General features: G+C 68.7%; 15 protein-coding genes. 9 read left to right on the top strand and 6 right to left on the bottom strand.

The genetic code is table 11. The annotated features are described in order from the left end of the window. Positions 1 to 152: 152 nt before the first annotated feature. The 3 genes from ACZ1DY_RS35650 to ACZ1DY_RS35640 all read right to left on the bottom strand — a co-directional run bounded on the left by ACZ1DY_RS35650 (position 153) and on the right by ACZ1DY_RS35640 (position 2126). Positions 153 to 821, bottom strand: coding sequence for a hypothetical protein (locus ACZ1DY_RS35650; RefSeq protein ID WP_465482310.1), 669 nt, complete (start codon positions 819 to 821; stop codon positions 153 to 155). 61 nt (positions 822 to 882) lie between these two features. After that, positions 883 to 1503 carry a LysE family translocator gene (locus tag ACZ1DY_RS35645; RefSeq protein ID WP_257484596.1) on the bottom strand — a complete coding sequence of 207 codons (621 nt, stop codon included), beginning with the start codon at positions 1501 to 1503 and terminating at the stop codon, positions 883 to 885. Beyond that, positions 1500 to 2126 carry a LysE family translocator gene (locus ACZ1DY_RS35640; protein ID WP_457960272.1) on the bottom strand — a complete coding sequence of 209 codons (627 nt, stop codon included), beginning with the start codon at positions 2124 to 2126 and terminating at the stop codon, positions 1500 to 1502. Before ACZ1DY_RS35640 ends, ACZ1DY_RS35645 begins: the two co-directional genes overlap by 4 nt. Positions 2127 to 2360: 234 nt before the next feature. On the opposite strand from ACZ1DY_RS35640, the gene ACZ1DY_RS35635 reads away from it, so the two are divergent. From ACZ1DY_RS35635 to ehuA, 6 genes are all read left to right on the top strand, one after another. Continuing rightward, positions 2361 to 2927, top strand: coding sequence for a hypothetical protein (locus ACZ1DY_RS35635; protein WP_126732663.1), 567 nt, complete (start codon positions 2361 to 2363; stop codon positions 2925 to 2927). Between the two features lie 123 nt (positions 2928 to 3050). After that, a complete protein-coding gene (locus tag ACZ1DY_RS35630; RefSeq protein ID WP_465482309.1) occupies positions 3051 to 5072 on the top strand; it encodes a protein meaA in 2022 nt (673 codons plus the stop codon). A 118-nt stretch (positions 5073 to 5190) separates the two neighbouring features. After that, a complete protein-coding gene (ehuB, locus tag ACZ1DY_RS35625; protein ID WP_126732665.1) occupies positions 5191 to 6084 on the top strand; it encodes an ectoine/hydroxyectoine ABC transporter substrate-binding protein EhuB in 894 nt (297 codons plus the stop codon). 13 nt (positions 6085 to 6097) lie between these two features. Further along, the gene (gene ehuC, locus ACZ1DY_RS35620; RefSeq protein WP_257484599.1) at positions 6098 to 6793 is read left to right on the top strand and encodes an ectoine/hydroxyectoine ABC transporter permease subunit EhuC; all 696 of its coding nucleotides are present in this window, start codon (positions 6098 to 6100) and stop codon (positions 6791 to 6793) included. Continuing rightward, complete coding sequence (gene ehuD, locus ACZ1DY_RS35615) at positions 6793 to 7449, top strand: ectoine/hydroxyectoine ABC transporter permease subunit EhuD (RefSeq protein ID WP_192743212.1); 657 nt, start codon at positions 6793 to 6795, stop codon at positions 7447 to 7449. The genes ehuC and ehuD overlap by 1 nt, the downstream gene beginning before the upstream one ends. A gap of 7 nt (positions 7450 to 7456) precedes the next feature. Beyond that, positions 7457 to 8221, top strand: coding sequence for an ectoine/hydroxyectoine ABC transporter ATP-binding protein EhuA (gene ehuA / locus ACZ1DY_RS35610; protein WP_465485749.1), 765 nt, complete (start codon positions 7457 to 7459; stop codon positions 8219 to 8221). A gap of 172 nt (positions 8222 to 8393) precedes the next feature. Here the strand turns inward: ehuA and ACZ1DY_RS35605 are convergent, their stop codons facing one another. Further along, positions 8394 to 8954 carry a cysteine hydrolase family protein gene (locus ACZ1DY_RS35605; protein WP_126732668.1) on the bottom strand — a complete coding sequence of 187 codons (561 nt, stop codon included), beginning with the start codon at positions 8952 to 8954 and terminating at the stop codon, positions 8394 to 8396. Between the two features lie 71 nt (positions 8955 to 9025). On the opposite strand from ACZ1DY_RS35605, the gene ACZ1DY_RS35600 reads away from it, so the two are divergent. After that, complete coding sequence (locus ACZ1DY_RS35600; RefSeq protein ID WP_465482308.1) at positions 9026 to 10012, top strand: GlxA family transcriptional regulator; 987 nt, start codon at positions 9026 to 9028, stop codon at positions 10010 to 10012. Then, on the top strand, positions 9985 to 10758 hold the full coding sequence (locus ACZ1DY_RS35595; RefSeq protein ID WP_126732670.1) for an enoyl-CoA hydratase-related protein: 774 nt from the start codon (positions 9985 to 9987) through the stop codon (positions 10756 to 10758). Before ACZ1DY_RS35600 ends, ACZ1DY_RS35595 begins: the two co-directional genes overlap by 28 nt. 2 nt (positions 10759 to 10760) lie before the next feature. Here ACZ1DY_RS35595 and ACZ1DY_RS35590 read toward each other — a convergent pair whose 3' ends face one another. Further along, a complete protein-coding gene (locus tag ACZ1DY_RS35590) occupies positions 10761 to 11303 on the bottom strand; it encodes an NUDIX domain-containing protein (protein WP_126732671.1) in 543 nt (180 codons plus the stop codon). Positions 11304 to 11340: 37 nt separating this feature from the next. On the opposite strand from ACZ1DY_RS35590, the gene nucS reads away from it, so the two are divergent. After that, complete coding sequence (gene nucS, locus ACZ1DY_RS35585) at positions 11341 to 12000, top strand: endonuclease NucS (RefSeq protein ID WP_185927077.1); 660 nt, start codon at positions 11341 to 11343, stop codon at positions 11998 to 12000. Positions 12001 to 12088: 88 nt separating this feature from the next. On the opposite strand, the gene ACZ1DY_RS35580 is transcribed toward nucS, so the two are convergent. Further along, positions 12089 to 12319, bottom strand: a complete 231-nt coding sequence (locus ACZ1DY_RS35580) for a hypothetical protein (RefSeq protein ID WP_465482307.1) — start codon at positions 12317 to 12319, stop codon at positions 12089 to 12091. Positions 12320 to 12580 lie beyond the last annotated feature (261 nt).

The following is a 12580-nucleotide window of genomic DNA, read 5'->3' as shown; positions in this document are numbered from 1 at the left end:
GGGCGCGGTGGTAGCGCCGCCCAGCAGCAGGGCGGCGGCCAGCGCCGCGACGGTGGCGGCGGGGGTGAACCTCACGAACGGCCTCCTCGTCTCGTGCTTCTGGAGACGGGATTCAACGTGGTGGGCGCCCGAAAGTCATCCGCCGAAAGTAGTCACGCGTCTCTCCGCCGCCGGGTCCCGGCGTACAGCATGGCGCCCGCGGCCAGCGAACCCAGGCCGGTCAGCAGCACGGGTTCGAGCTCGAAACCGGTCTTGGCCAGCGAAGGCGGGCTCGCGGCGGCGCTGACCGCGCTGTCGGCGCGAGGCGCGACGGCCGGGGCCTGGACCGCTGCCGGCACGACCGCGGGACGGACGACCTCGCCGTGCGATCCCCCGGGCGGGGGAGTCTCGGCCGGTGGGTTCGTGGCGGGCGGTGTCCGGTCCGGCACGCAGGCGGTGTGCGCGGGATTGCCGCGACCGACGCCGTGGTTGCGGTCGCATTCGTAACCCGCGTTGGCGTCCGAGCCGCCGGGCAGCTGTCCGGGCGGGTTCTTGTTGTCGGCCTTGCCGACGCAACCGGCGCAGGGTTTACCGGCGGCCTCACCACCGCCGTTGCCGTTGGCCGACGGCGAACCGTCGCGGGTGGAGTCGTAGGGCCCGTGCTTGTTGGCACCGTGCCCGGAGAAGTCCGCTTTGGAGGGCGGCTGCGGTTTGGTGGTGTCCTTGGCGTGGCCGGGAGGAGCGCCGCCGTTGCCGCGCTCTCCGGCGTCGGCCGGGCCCGCACCGAGGAGAAGGAGGGAGAAGGCGGCTCCGGCGATAACGCCGTAGGTCTTCTTGTTCATCGAAGCCTCCCTGGGTCGCGCCCTTGCGACATCTGGAGTATCGCGTGAACGACCGAAGGGGTTACTCGAGTACGAGAGCGGCGCCGAAACCGACCAGCGCGGTGCCGGTGACGCCGTCGAGCGCGCGGCGCACCTTGCGGCGTTCCAGCCAGGCCCGCACGCGGTGCACGAAGAACAGCAGCAGGAGCTGGGCGACGGTGCCCGCCGCCGCGATCGTGTAGGCCAGCAGCAGGGCGTCGCCGGTGCCGGTGACGCCCGGGGTCAGGAACTGCGGCAGCACCGACAGGTACAGCACGAGGACCTTCGGATTGGTGAAGTTGGAGAGGAAACCCTCCCGCCAGCGGCGAAATCCGCTCCGCGTGGCGGCGGTTTCGGCGAGACGGCCGTAGTCGCCGCGGAAGGCACCGATCAGGGCCCGCACGCCGAGGTAGCAGAGGTAGGCCGCGCCCGCCCATTTCACGGCCTCGAACACCGGCCGCGAGTTCATGATGACCGCTCCGAGGCCGAGCGCCGCCGCGGTCGCCTGCGCGAGGTTCGCGACGCCGATGCCGAAACAGGCCCAGCCGCCACCGCGGACACCGCCGGACAGCGCGTTCTTCAGCACCACCATGTTGTCCGGCCCCGGGACGAGCGCCAGCGCCAGCATCATCAGCGCGAAACCGCCGTACACGCCCCAGGTCATGATTCGAGCACCAACGCCGCGCCGAAACCGACCAGCGCGGTGCCGGTGACGCCGTCGAGCGCGCGGCGGACCTTGCGGCGTTCCAGCCAGGCCCGCACGCGGTGCACGAAGAACAGCAGCGTCAGCAGCCAGACCGCGCCCAGCACCGCGACGGTGTACGCGAGCAGCAGCGCGTGCCACGCCGACGTCGTCGCCGGATCGAGGAACTGCGGCAGCACCGACAGGTAGAGCACGAGCACCTTCGGGTTGGTGATGTTGGAAAGGAAGCCCTCACGGAAACGGCGGAAGCCGCTCGACCGTTGCTGCTTCGCCGCCGTGACACCGGAGTAGTCGCCGCGCCATGCACCGCGCAGCGCCTGGAAACCGAGGAAGACCAGGTACGCGGCACCGACCCATTTGAGCGTCACGAACACCGGCTGCGACTGCGCGATGACGACGCCGAGGCCGAGCGCGGCGGCGGTGCCCTGGACGGCGTTGGCCACGAAGATCCCGGCCGTGGTGAGGAAGCCGCCGCGGGTGCCGCCCGACAGCGAGTTCTTGAGCATCACCATCGTGTCCGGCCCGGGCGCGAGGACGATCAGGACGACGATGACCAGATAGCTGCTGTACGAACTCCACGTCACGGTCACCCACGCTAGACGCCGGGCGCGGGGTGAGTCTCGCGGATTTCGGTCACAGTCCCGAGCACGGCCGCGGTGGGCGCTGGGCCGGGTGGGTCGTGAGTGGCGATTCGGGTTCTAACCCGAATCGCCACTCACGACCCACCGCACCGACCACTCGATAGGTCCGTTCGGCCCGGAATTTCACCGACGAACGGACACTCCTCGCCCATCCCCGGACGGGTAGTGTGCCGTGGCATGCATGAGGGGCAGATCGACCTCCTTCCAGGCGAACGGGTCATCTGGGCCGGGCAGCCGGTGCGCAGGCCCCTCTTCAACCCCGGCGACCGGTTCAACGTCCCCGTCGGCCTGCTCTGGCTGGGCGGTGTCACGCTGTTCTTCGCCGCCAACCACGACACGGCGTTCCACCTGGCCGCGTGGGTCGTGCTCACCGCCGCGGGCGTCTTCCACCTCGCCGGCAGGCCGCTGATCCGCTACCTCAGGCTCGCCTCGACGACGTACGCCGTGACGGACGGCCGGGTCATCGCGACCAGTTCGCTCGTCCGGCGCAAGGAGGAGTCCGCGGCGCTGGCCGCGCTGGCCGACCCCGTCGTCACCCCCGGGCCGGGCAAGACCGGGACGATCACCTTCGGCAGGCTCGGTGTGCTGGCGTGGGCGTCGGCGAACTTCGGCGCGGGTACCGGGAAGGACCGCGAGCCGCCGATCATCCTGGTGGGGGTCAGCGATGTGGCCAAAGTGCGCGAGAAGCTCGCGAAAGCCGTCGACGAGGCACGACAGCGTCAGGGATCGATGGCCGGAGAATGACCCGGCTGTGTTCGATTCAGCCACCGAGAAGGACTCGACTGTGTGCAATACAACCGCGCGGCCGATGTTACCGGCGGGTACACTCAGGCGGTCGTCCAGCTGTGCCCGACTCGGAGGTGCACCGTGCCCTATCCCACGGACCGTGAACGGGACCGCCCCTGGGTGATGCGGACCTACGCGGGCCACTCGTCCGCGGCCGCGTCCAACGAGCTGTACCGCCGCAACCTCGCGAAGGGGCAGACCGGCCTCTCGGTCGCCTTCGATCTGCCGACGCAGACCGGCTACGACCCCGATCACCAGCTGTCCAAGGGCGAGGTCGGCAAGGTCGGCGTCCCGGTTTCGCATATCGGCGACATGCGGCGCCTCTTCGACGGCATCCCGCTCGCCGAGGCCAACACGTCGATGACGATCAACGCGCCCGCCATGTGGCTGCTGGCGCTCTACGTCTCCGTGGCCCGTGAACAGGCCGAAGCCGAGGGCCGCGACGTGGACGAGGTGCTGGCGAAGCTCACCGGCACCACGCAGAACGACATCATCAAGGAATACCTCTCCCGCGGCACCTACATCTTCCCGCCGGGCCCGAGTCTCCGCCTGATCACCGACATGATCGCGTGGACCGTGCACCACGTGCCGAAGTGGAACCCGATCAACATCTGCAGTTATCACCTGCAGGAAGCCGGCGCGACGCCGACGCAAGAGGTCGCGTACGCGTTGTGCACCGCCATCGCCGTCCTCGACGCGGTCCGCGATTCCGGCCAGGTCGAGCAGGCCGACATGGCCAAGGTCGTCGCGCGGATCTCGTTCTTCGTCAACGCCGGTGTGCGGTTCGTCGAAGAGATGTCGAAGATGCGCGCGTTCACCGCGCTCTGGGACGAGATCACCCGGGATCGTTACGGCGTAACGGATGCCAAGGCGCGGCGGCTGCGTTACGGCGTGCAGGTCAACTCGCTGGGCCTGACCGAGGCGCAGCCCGAGAACAACGTCCAGCGCATCGTGCTGGAGATGCTCGCGGTCTCGCTTTCCCGCGGCGCCAGGGCCCGCGCGATCCAGCTGCCCGCGTGGAACGAAGCGCTCGGCCTGCCCCGGCCGTGGGATCAGCAGTGGGCGCTGCGGATGCAGCAGGTGCTCGCGTTCGAGACCGACCTGCTGGAGTACGAGGACATCTTCGACGGCTCGCACGTCATCCAGGCCAAGGTCGACGAGATCATGGCAGGCGCGCGCGAGGAGATCGCGCGCGTCCAGGATCTCGGCGGCGCCGTGGCGGCCGTCGAGAGCGGCTACATGAAGTCGCAGCTCGTCGCCTCGCTCGCCGAGTACCGGCGCGGTATGGAGAACGGTGAGCGGATCCTGGTCGGGGTCAACAAGTTCGAGACCACCGAGCCTTCGCCGTTGCAGGCCGAAGGGGCCAAGGCGATCGAAACGATCGACCCCGCCGTCGAAAAGCAGGCCGTCACCGCGATCGAGGAATGGCGGACGCGGCGCGACAACGCGGCCGCCGAGTCGGCGCTGGAGAAGCTGAAGACCATCGCGAAGACGTCGGAGAACCTGTTCGAGGCCACGATCGAGTGCGCCCGCGCGGGCGTCACCACCGGTGAATGGTCGGGCGCGCTGCGCGAGGTGTTCGGCGAATACCGCGCTCCCACCGGGGTTTCGGCGTCGGCGGCCGCGGGCGAGGGCAACGAGGAGATCCGCCGGGTCCGCGAGCGGGTCAAGGCGACGAACACCGAGATCGGCGAGCGGCTGCGGATCCTGGTCGGCAAACCCGGTCTCGACGGGCACTCGAACGGCGCCGAGCAGGTGGCCGTGCGGGCCCGCGACGTCGGTTTCGAGGTGGTGTACCAGGGCATCCGGCTCACGCCGGAGCAGATCGTCGCGGCCGCCGTCCAGGAGGGCGTGCACGTCGTCGGGCTCTCGGTGCTCTCGGGTTCGCATCTCGAGGTCGTGCCGCAGGTCGTGGACGGCCTGCGGGCCGCGGGCGCGGGCGACATCCCGGTCATCGTCGGCGGCATCATCCCGCCCGACGACGAGAAGCTCCTGTTGGAGCGGGGGATCGCGAAGGTGTTCACGCCGAAGGACTACGAACTCACCGACATCATGGACGGAATTGTCGGATTGGTGCGCGAGCGCCACGGCCTGAGCACATAAAGTCACCGTAAATCTCGGTACCGTAACAGCGGATGGTTCGTCACCCGCTCACACTGCCCGCGCCAAGGTACCCACCTACGTTTCGATTAAAACCGATTAATCGAAAAGAGGTGCCGCGATGGTGCACGGCGAGTGGTCGAGGCGGGAGTTCTTTCGGCGGTCCGCGGTTCTCGGTGCGGTGACGATCGGCGGTCCGGTGCTGCTGTCCGCGTGCACGACGACGACTTCCGGGGACGCGTTGGAGGCGGCGAAAAGCTCCAAGAAGATCAAGATCGGTATCGCGAACGAGGCGCCGTACGGCTTCACCGACCAGAGCGGCAAGGTCACCGGTGAGGCGCCCGAGGTCGCCCGCGCCGTCTTCAAGGCCATGGGCATCGACAACGTCGAAGCCGAAGCGGTCTCCTTCGACCAGTTGATCCCCGCGCTCAACGCCAGGAAGTACGACGTCGTCGCGGCCGGGATGAACATCAAGAAGGAACGGTGCGACGCGGCGGCCTTCTCGATCCCCGACTACTCGGCGCTGACGGCTTTGCTGGTACCCAAGGGGAATCCGCAGCAGGTGCTGAAGTTCGAGGACATCGCGGCCAAGAAGGTCAAGGTCGCCGTGCTCTCGGCGGCCGTGGAGAAGGGGTACGCGACCGACTCCGGCGTCGCCGAGGACCAGATCGTCACGCTCGATTCGCAGGACAACATGCTCCGCGCGGTCACCGACGGCCGGGTCTACTGCGCCGCGCTCACCGACATCTCCCTCAAGGACGTGCTGAGCAAGAGCCCCGGCGCGGCCGCCGAGGTCACGCCCGGCTTCGACCCGATCAAGGACGGAAAACCGGTCGTGTCCGCCGGCGCCTTCGTCTTCCGCAAGGACGACAACCCGTTGCGCGAGGCGTTCAACGTCGAACTCAAGAAGCTGCAGGACAGCGGCGAATGGACCAGGATCGTGACACCGTTCGGGTTCTCGGCGGACAACCTGCCGAAGCCCGATGTCACCACCGAGAAACTCTGCGCGGTGTGACGAGGCGGACCACATGTCGTCGTCGGTATCGCATATCATCACGTCCGTCCTCAGTGGACTGACCGCGACCGTCACCGCGGCGCTCGGCGGGATCGCGCTCACCGTGGTGCTCTCGCTGGCCGCCGGGCTGGCGCTGAGGTCCCGGTCCCGGGCGGTGCGCGGGATTTCCCGGGTCTACGTCGAGATCTTCCGCGGCACCTCGGAAGTCGTCCAGTTGTTCTGGCTCTATTTCGTGCTTCCGGTGCTGGTCGGCCTCCAGCTGGTCCCGATGTTCGCCGGAATCCTGGTGCTGGGGCTCAACCACGGGGCCTACGGCGCGGAGATCGTCCGCGGCGCGGTGAACTCGGTCCCGCGCGCGCAGTTCGAGGGCGCCGTCGCGCTCAACCTCAGCCCGGCCCAGCGGATGCGGCGGGTGATCCTGCCGCAGGCGTTCGCGGAAATGCTGCCACCGTTCAACAATCTCTTCATCCAGTTGCTGAAGAGCACCGCGCTGCTGTCGTTCATCGGGGTACCGGAGATGGCCCGCCAGGGTGAACTGCTGCGGCCGGTGTTCAGTGCCGAGATCGGCTGGATCTACGGCACCGAACTCGTGCTCTACCTCGTTCTCGCGCTGCTGATCACGAGCGGGATGCGGCTGCTGGAACGGCTCGCCGCGCGGCGCCTCGGCCGGGCCCCGGCCAAGATGACGGCAACCGCGGGAGGTGTGTGATGGACTGGAGCTGGGAATCCGCCGCGAATTCGGTTCCCCTTCTGCTGGAAGGGCTTCTCGTCACCGTCGAGATCACCCTGCTCGCCTCGGCGGTCGGCTACGTGCTCGGCCTGGTGTTCGCGTTGATCCACCGCACCGGGATACCCGTGCTGTCACAGGCGGTCCGGCTGTTCATCGAGTTCGTGCGCAGCACGCCGCTGCTGATCCAGGTGTTCGTTCTCTACTACGTGATCCAGCCGGTGGGCGGCCTGACGTTGTCCCCGTTCGTCACCGGCGTCATCGCGCTCGGCGTGCATTACGCGACTTACGCGGCCGAGGTCTACCGTGCCGGGATCGAAGCCGTCCCGAAAGGACAGTGGGAGGCCGCGACCGCGCTGAACCTCCCGAGGTCGCGGGTGTGGACCGCGGTCGTCCTGCCGCAGGCGGTGCCGCGGGTGCTGCCCGCGCTCGGCAATTACACGATCTCGATGTTCAAGGAAACGCCGCTGCTGCTGGCGATCGGCGTCGTCGACGTCCTGGCGAGGGCGAAGGAGGTCGGCGCCGACACGTTCCGCGTCGTCGAGCCGTACACCCTGGCCGGGGTGCTGTTCCTGCTGGTGAGCCTGCCGGCTTCGATTCTGGTGAGAAGGTTGGAGCGACGTGCCGCCCACAGTTGATTCCCCGATGATCCGGTTCTCGCAGGTGGTCAAGTCCTACGGGGATCACGTCGTGCTGCGGGACCTCGATTTCACCGTCGCGCCGGGGGAGTTCGTCTCGCTGATCGGGCCGAGCGGGTCCGGGAAGACGACGATCCTGCGGCTGCTGATGACACTGGAGAAGGTCGACGGCGGGACCATCGAGGTCTGCGGCGACTACCTGAGTCATATGGAACGCGGCGGGAAACTGGTACCCGCGGACGAGAGGTACCTGCGCGAGGCGCGCAAACGGATCGGCATGGTGTTCCAGCAGTTCAACCTGTTCCCCAACATGAACGTGCTGCGCAACATCACCGAGGCGCCGATCCATTCGCTCGGCGTCCCCAGGGACGAGGCCGAGGCGCGGGCCGTCGAACTGCTGGAAATGGTGGGGCTCACGGAAAAGAAGGACGAGCACCCCACCAGGCTTTCCGGCGGCCAGCAGCAGCGCGTCGCGATCGCCCGCGCGCTCGCGATGCGGCCGGACGTGCTGCTGCTGGACGAGGTGACCTCGGCGCTCGACCCGGAACTGGTCGCCGACGTCCTGCGCGTGCTGCGGGAGATCGCGACGTCCACCGACATCACGATCCTGTGTGTCACGCATGAGATGCAGTTCGCGCGCGACGTCTCTGATCGGGTGATGATGTTCGACCAGGGGCAGGTGCTGGAGGACGCCACGCCGGACAAGCTGTTCAACGATCCGGAGCACGACCGGACGCGGCGGTTCCTCAAGGCGGTCATCGACCGGGCTTGAGGCTCGCGCCGCCCCTCGGTGGAGCATGTCGCGAAAGCCACTTTCGGGACGTCAGACGTCGCGAAAGTGGCTTTCGCGACACCGCCGGCTGCCCGGGGGCTTGAGAGGCAAGGCGAAGGTGCGCGTTGCGAAAGCCACTTTCGCAACCTCGGTGGGCGAGCCCATCCGCGCCTCAAAGGCCCGCCAGGATCTCCTTCGTCGAGGTGACCGTGGCGAACCCGCCGCCGTGCAGGTTCGTCGCGGTCGCCCGGTACAGCTCGTCCGCGGTCAGGACGCCGCCGTCCGGCCCGGCGAGGTCGAAGGTGAAGGTGGCGTCGAGCGCGAAAGTCACGTCGTAGCCGAGGTTCCCGCCGACGCGCGCGGTGGTCTCGCAGCAGAAGTTCGTCTGGATTCCCGCGAGCACGAACGACGTGATGCCGCGGGTCTTCAGCCAGCCGTCGAGATCGACGTCGCCATGGAACGCCGAGTTGACCTTCTTGCCGAACACCAGGTCCGCGCGCACGCCGTCGAGTTCGGGCTTGAAGTGGTTGCCCTCCTGTCCCGGCCGCAGCGACGAGCCGGGTTTCACGGAGTCGTGGTGCACCAGCACGATCGGCAGCCCGCGCTCCTGGAACGCGTCGACGAGCGCCTTGATGTTGGCCTCCGCGCCGGGGTTGTTGCGCGGGCCCCAGACGGGCTTGTCGAAGCCGCGCTGGGCGTCGATCACGAGCAGGGCCTTGTTTTCAGTGGTCATGAGTTCGAGTTTCACGCGTTCCGCTGCCGGAGGGGAGTGGCAGAAGAAGCGCGATGCGGTACTTTCCTGCCATGCGAACCGTGGGTGTGCTCCTCCTGCCGGGCAGCCGGTCCTTCGACCTCGGCGTGATCGGTGAGGTCTGGGGCGTGGACCGGACCGACAGCGGCATCGGGCCCTTCGAGGTCCGGCTCTGCGCGGCCGGCCGCGGCTCGATCGCCGTCCACCCGTTCGGCCGGATCGAGGCCACGCATGGGCTGAGCGGGCTGGCGGGCTGCGACCTCGTCCTCGTGCCCGGCCGGGTGGATCCGCACGCCGAGGTGCCCGCGGCGGCGGTCGCCGCGCTGCGCAAGGCGCACCGGGCAGGTGTCACCGTGGCGTCGCTGTGTTCCGGCGCCTTCACCCTCGCCGCGGCCGGGCTGCTCGACGGCCGCTCCGTCACCACGCACTGGCGCCTGCTGGACGACCTCGAAGCCGCCGCTCGTGACGCCGTCGTCCAGCGGGACGTGCTGTTCACCGACGAGGGTGACGTCCTGACCTCCGCCGGGGTGGTCGGCGGCCTGGACCTCTGCCTCCATCTGGTGCGCCGCGATCACGGTGCCGAGGTCGCCGCCGCCCTCGCCCGGCGGCTGGTGATGCCGCCCGCGAGGGAGGGTGGCCAGCGGCAGTACGTCGACAACCCGTTGCCGCCCAAGCCGTCCCGGCCGAGCGTGTCGTCCACAATGGACTGGGCGCTGGAGCGGATCGCCGACGACATCGGCGTCGACGACCTCGTCGGGCACGCCGGGCTGAGCGAGCGGACCTTCCACCGCGAGTTCGCGGCAGCCACCGGCGTGACACCGGGGCGGTGGCTGCGCGCGCAGCGGGTGCGCCTCGCGCGGCGGCTGCTGGAGACCACCGAGCTCCCGGTCGAGCGGGTCGCGCAGCGCTCCGGCCTCGGTACCGCCGCCAACCTGCGGCGACGGCTCCGCGCCGACGTCGGTGTCGGGCCCGATTCGTATCGCCGGACGTTCCGGTCGGTTACCGTCGAAGCATGGCCGAGTACGAGCACATCCTCGTGAAACGGGACGGGGACACCGTCACCATCACCATGAACCGCGCCGCGCGGCGGAACTCGCTGTCGGCGGACCACCTCGCCGAGCTCCTCGCGGCGTTCCGCGAGGCCGGGGAGACCGACGCCACCGGGATCGTCCTGGCGGGCGCCGGGCCGGTGTTCTCGGCGGGGCACGACTTCGGCGACGTCGCCGCGCGCGACCTGATGGGCGTGCGCGAGCTGCTGCGGCTGTGCACGGACCTGATGGGCACGATGCAGTCCGTCCCGCAGGTCGTCGTCGCGCGGGTGCACGGGCTCGCGACCGCGGCGGGCTGCCAGCTGGTGGCCTCGTGCGACCTCGCCGTCGCCGCGGAGTCCGCCGGGTTCGCCCTTCCCGGTGGCAAGGGCGGCTGGTTCTGCCACACGCCCGCGGTACCGGTGGCGCGCGCGATCGGGCGGAAACGCCTGATGGAACTGGCGCTCACCGGTGACGTCGTCGACGCCGCCACCGCGCTCGACTGGGGCCTGGTGAACCGCGTCGTTCCGGACGACTCGCTGGACGAAGCCGTCGCTTCGCTGCTCGGCCGTGCGACGCGCGGGAGCCGGGCCAGCAAGGCGATGGGCAAGCAGACCCTCTACGCGCAGCTGGACCGGCCCGAGGCCGACGCCTACGCGCTGGCGCTCGAGGTGATGGCTTCGGCTTCGCAGCTGCCCGGGGCGCGGGAGGGGATGGCCGCCTTCCTGGAGAAGCGTTCGCCGGTCTGGCCCGACTGAGTTCAGAGAACGCGCTCGCGCATGAGCAGAAGCGTGTAGGCGGCCAGCGTCTGGGAGTCGGTGATGTCTCCCGAAGCGATCATCTTCTCGAACTCGCCGCGCTCGAACCACGCCGTGCGCATGTCCTGCTCCTCGACCTCGCGCTGGGCTTCGGCCTGCGTGAGCTCGGTGGCGAGGAACACGCGCCCGAGCTGGCTGGAGAACCCGGGCGCGACGTCGGTCCTGCCGAGGTCGGTCATCGAGCCCGCGATGAGCCCGGTCTCCTCCCGCAGTTCGCGGGCGGCGAGTTCGAGCGGCGGGACGTCGGCCAGCTCGGGCGCGGTGCCCATGGGGAACTCCCAACGCCGCATCCCGACCGGATAGCGGAACTGCTCGACCAGGTGAAACCCGGCGCCGTCGAACGGGATCACCACGGCGCAGACCGGTTTGTCGACGACGGCGTAGATCCCCTCGGAACCATCGAGCCGCCGGACGGCGTCCTCGCGCAGGGTCATCCAGTTGTTCCGGTACACCTCGCGGGAGCTGACACGCTGAACGGGGTCCATGCGCACAGTATCGCCGCGCTTGTCCTACCCTCGCGGGGTGCGCCTAGTGATCGCTCGCTGCCAGGTCGACTACGCCGGCCGTCTGACCGCCCATCTGCCGATGGCCACCCGGCTGCTGCTCGTGAAGGCCGACGGTTCGGTGTCCGTGCACTCGGACGACCGTGCCTACAAGCCGCTGAACTGGATGAGCCCGCCGTGCTGGCTGATCGAGGACGGCAAGCTGTGGATCGTCGAGAACAAGCAGGGGGAGAAGCTCGTCATCACGATCGACGAGATCTTCCACGACCACGCCCAGGAACTCGGCGCGGAACCGGGGCTGCAGAAGGACGGCGTCGAGGCGCACCTGCAGGAACTGCTCGCCGAGCACATCAAGACCCTCGGCGAGGGCTACACCCTGGTGCGGCGGGAGTTCCCGACCGCGATCGGGCCGGTGGACATCATGGCCCGCGACGCCGACGGCGCCAGTGTCGCCGTCGAGATCAAACGGCGCGGCGAGATCGACGGCGTCGAGCAGCTGACGCGGTACCTCGAACTGCTCAACCGCGACCCGCTGCTGGCGCCGGTGCAAGGTGTCTTCGCCGCGCAGGTCATCAAGCCGCAGGCGCGAGTGCTGGCCGAGGACCGGGGGATCCGGTGCCTCACGCTGGACTACGACGCGCTGCGCGGCATCGAGTCGGACGAGTTCCGCCTCTTCTGAGCCGGAGGTACATGAAGGCTCCCTTCCTTGCGCTAGACGCAAGGAAGGGAGCCTTCATGTACTAGGGGTCGCCGTCTGATCTCAGCGATCACCAGCAGGTGTGCCCGCCAGGGTGCGTTTCGGAATAGCGCTTGATCGCTGTGCAGTTGCCCAAGTAGGAGCTGTAGTCGTCGAGACCGCCGAGAACTCCATCCGGTGAAGGCCCGGCGTAGACGCCGGGGGCAAGCATCACCATCTTGTCGGCCTTGGATTTCGGCACGGACTTCGGATACTCGCTCGGCGCACTCGTGCTTGTCCTGGTCGTCGGGGTCGCTGCCATGGAGGTTGTCGTCGATGACGGCTGCGAGCTTGTCGCCACCGTCGAGGCTGGGGCCCTCCGTGCATCCCGCCGCGTGTTACCTGACTTGCTGCCGCTGAACAGCCGATATCGAATCGAGTCCTCGGATTCGTATCTGCATTCTTTCTCGCGCCACGGAATGCCCTAAAGGGCGAGAGAAATTAACGAACTCGCGTTCTCCTGCAAAAGAACCAGCTGTTTCCGTGTCATTCGGGTGAACGCCGGATTGGCCGGTCTCGCGCT

Source organism: Amycolatopsis sp. PSD-21, assembly GCF_055561455.1.
The sequence above is the reverse complement of the archived record's forward strand: the minus strand, read 5'-3'. Positions and strand labels throughout refer to the sequence as shown.

Bases quoted from the DNA above. Each gene is read 5' to 3' on its own strand.
- ACZ1DY_RS35650 (WP_465482310.1), bottom strand. From the start codon at position 821: ATGAACAAGAAGACCTACGGCGTTATCGCCGGAGCCGCCTTCTCCCTC.
- ACZ1DY_RS35645 (WP_257484596.1), bottom strand. From the start codon at position 1,503: ATGACCTGGGGCGTGTACGGCGGTTTCGCGCTGATGATGCTGGCGCTG.
- ACZ1DY_RS35635 (WP_126732663.1), top strand. From the start codon at position 2,361: ATGCATGAGGGGCAGATCGACCTCCTTCCAGGCGAACGGGTCATCTGG.
- ehuB (WP_126732665.1), top strand. From the start codon at position 5,191: ATGGTGCACGGCGAGTGGTCGAGGCGGGAGTTCTTTCGGCGGTCCGCG.
- ehuC (WP_257484599.1), top strand. From the start codon at position 6,098: ATGTCGTCGTCGGTATCGCATATCATCACGTCCGTCCTCAGTGGACTG.
- ehuD (WP_192743212.1), top strand. From the start codon at position 6,793: ATGGACTGGAGCTGGGAATCCGCCGCGAATTCGGTTCCCCTTCTGCTG.
- ehuA (WP_465485749.1), top strand. From the start codon at position 7,457: ATGATCCGGTTCTCGCAGGTGGTCAAGTCCTACGGGGATCACGTCGTG.
- ACZ1DY_RS35605 (WP_126732668.1), bottom strand. From the start codon at position 8,954: ATGACCACTGAAAACAAGGCCCTGCTCGTGATCGACGCCCAGCGCGGC.
- ACZ1DY_RS35600 (WP_465482308.1), top strand. From the start codon at position 9,026: ATGCGAACCGTGGGTGTGCTCCTCCTGCCGGGCAGCCGGTCCTTCGAC.
- ACZ1DY_RS35595 (WP_126732670.1), top strand. From the start codon at position 9,985: ATGGCCGAGTACGAGCACATCCTCGTGAAACGGGACGGGGACACCGTC.
- ACZ1DY_RS35590 (WP_126732671.1), bottom strand. From the start codon at position 11,303: ATGGACCCCGTTCAGCGTGTCAGCTCCCGCGAGGTGTACCGGAACAAC.
- ACZ1DY_RS35580 (WP_465482307.1), bottom strand. From the start codon at position 12,319: ATGGCAGCGACCCCGACGACCAGGACAAGCACGAGTGCGCCGAGCGAG.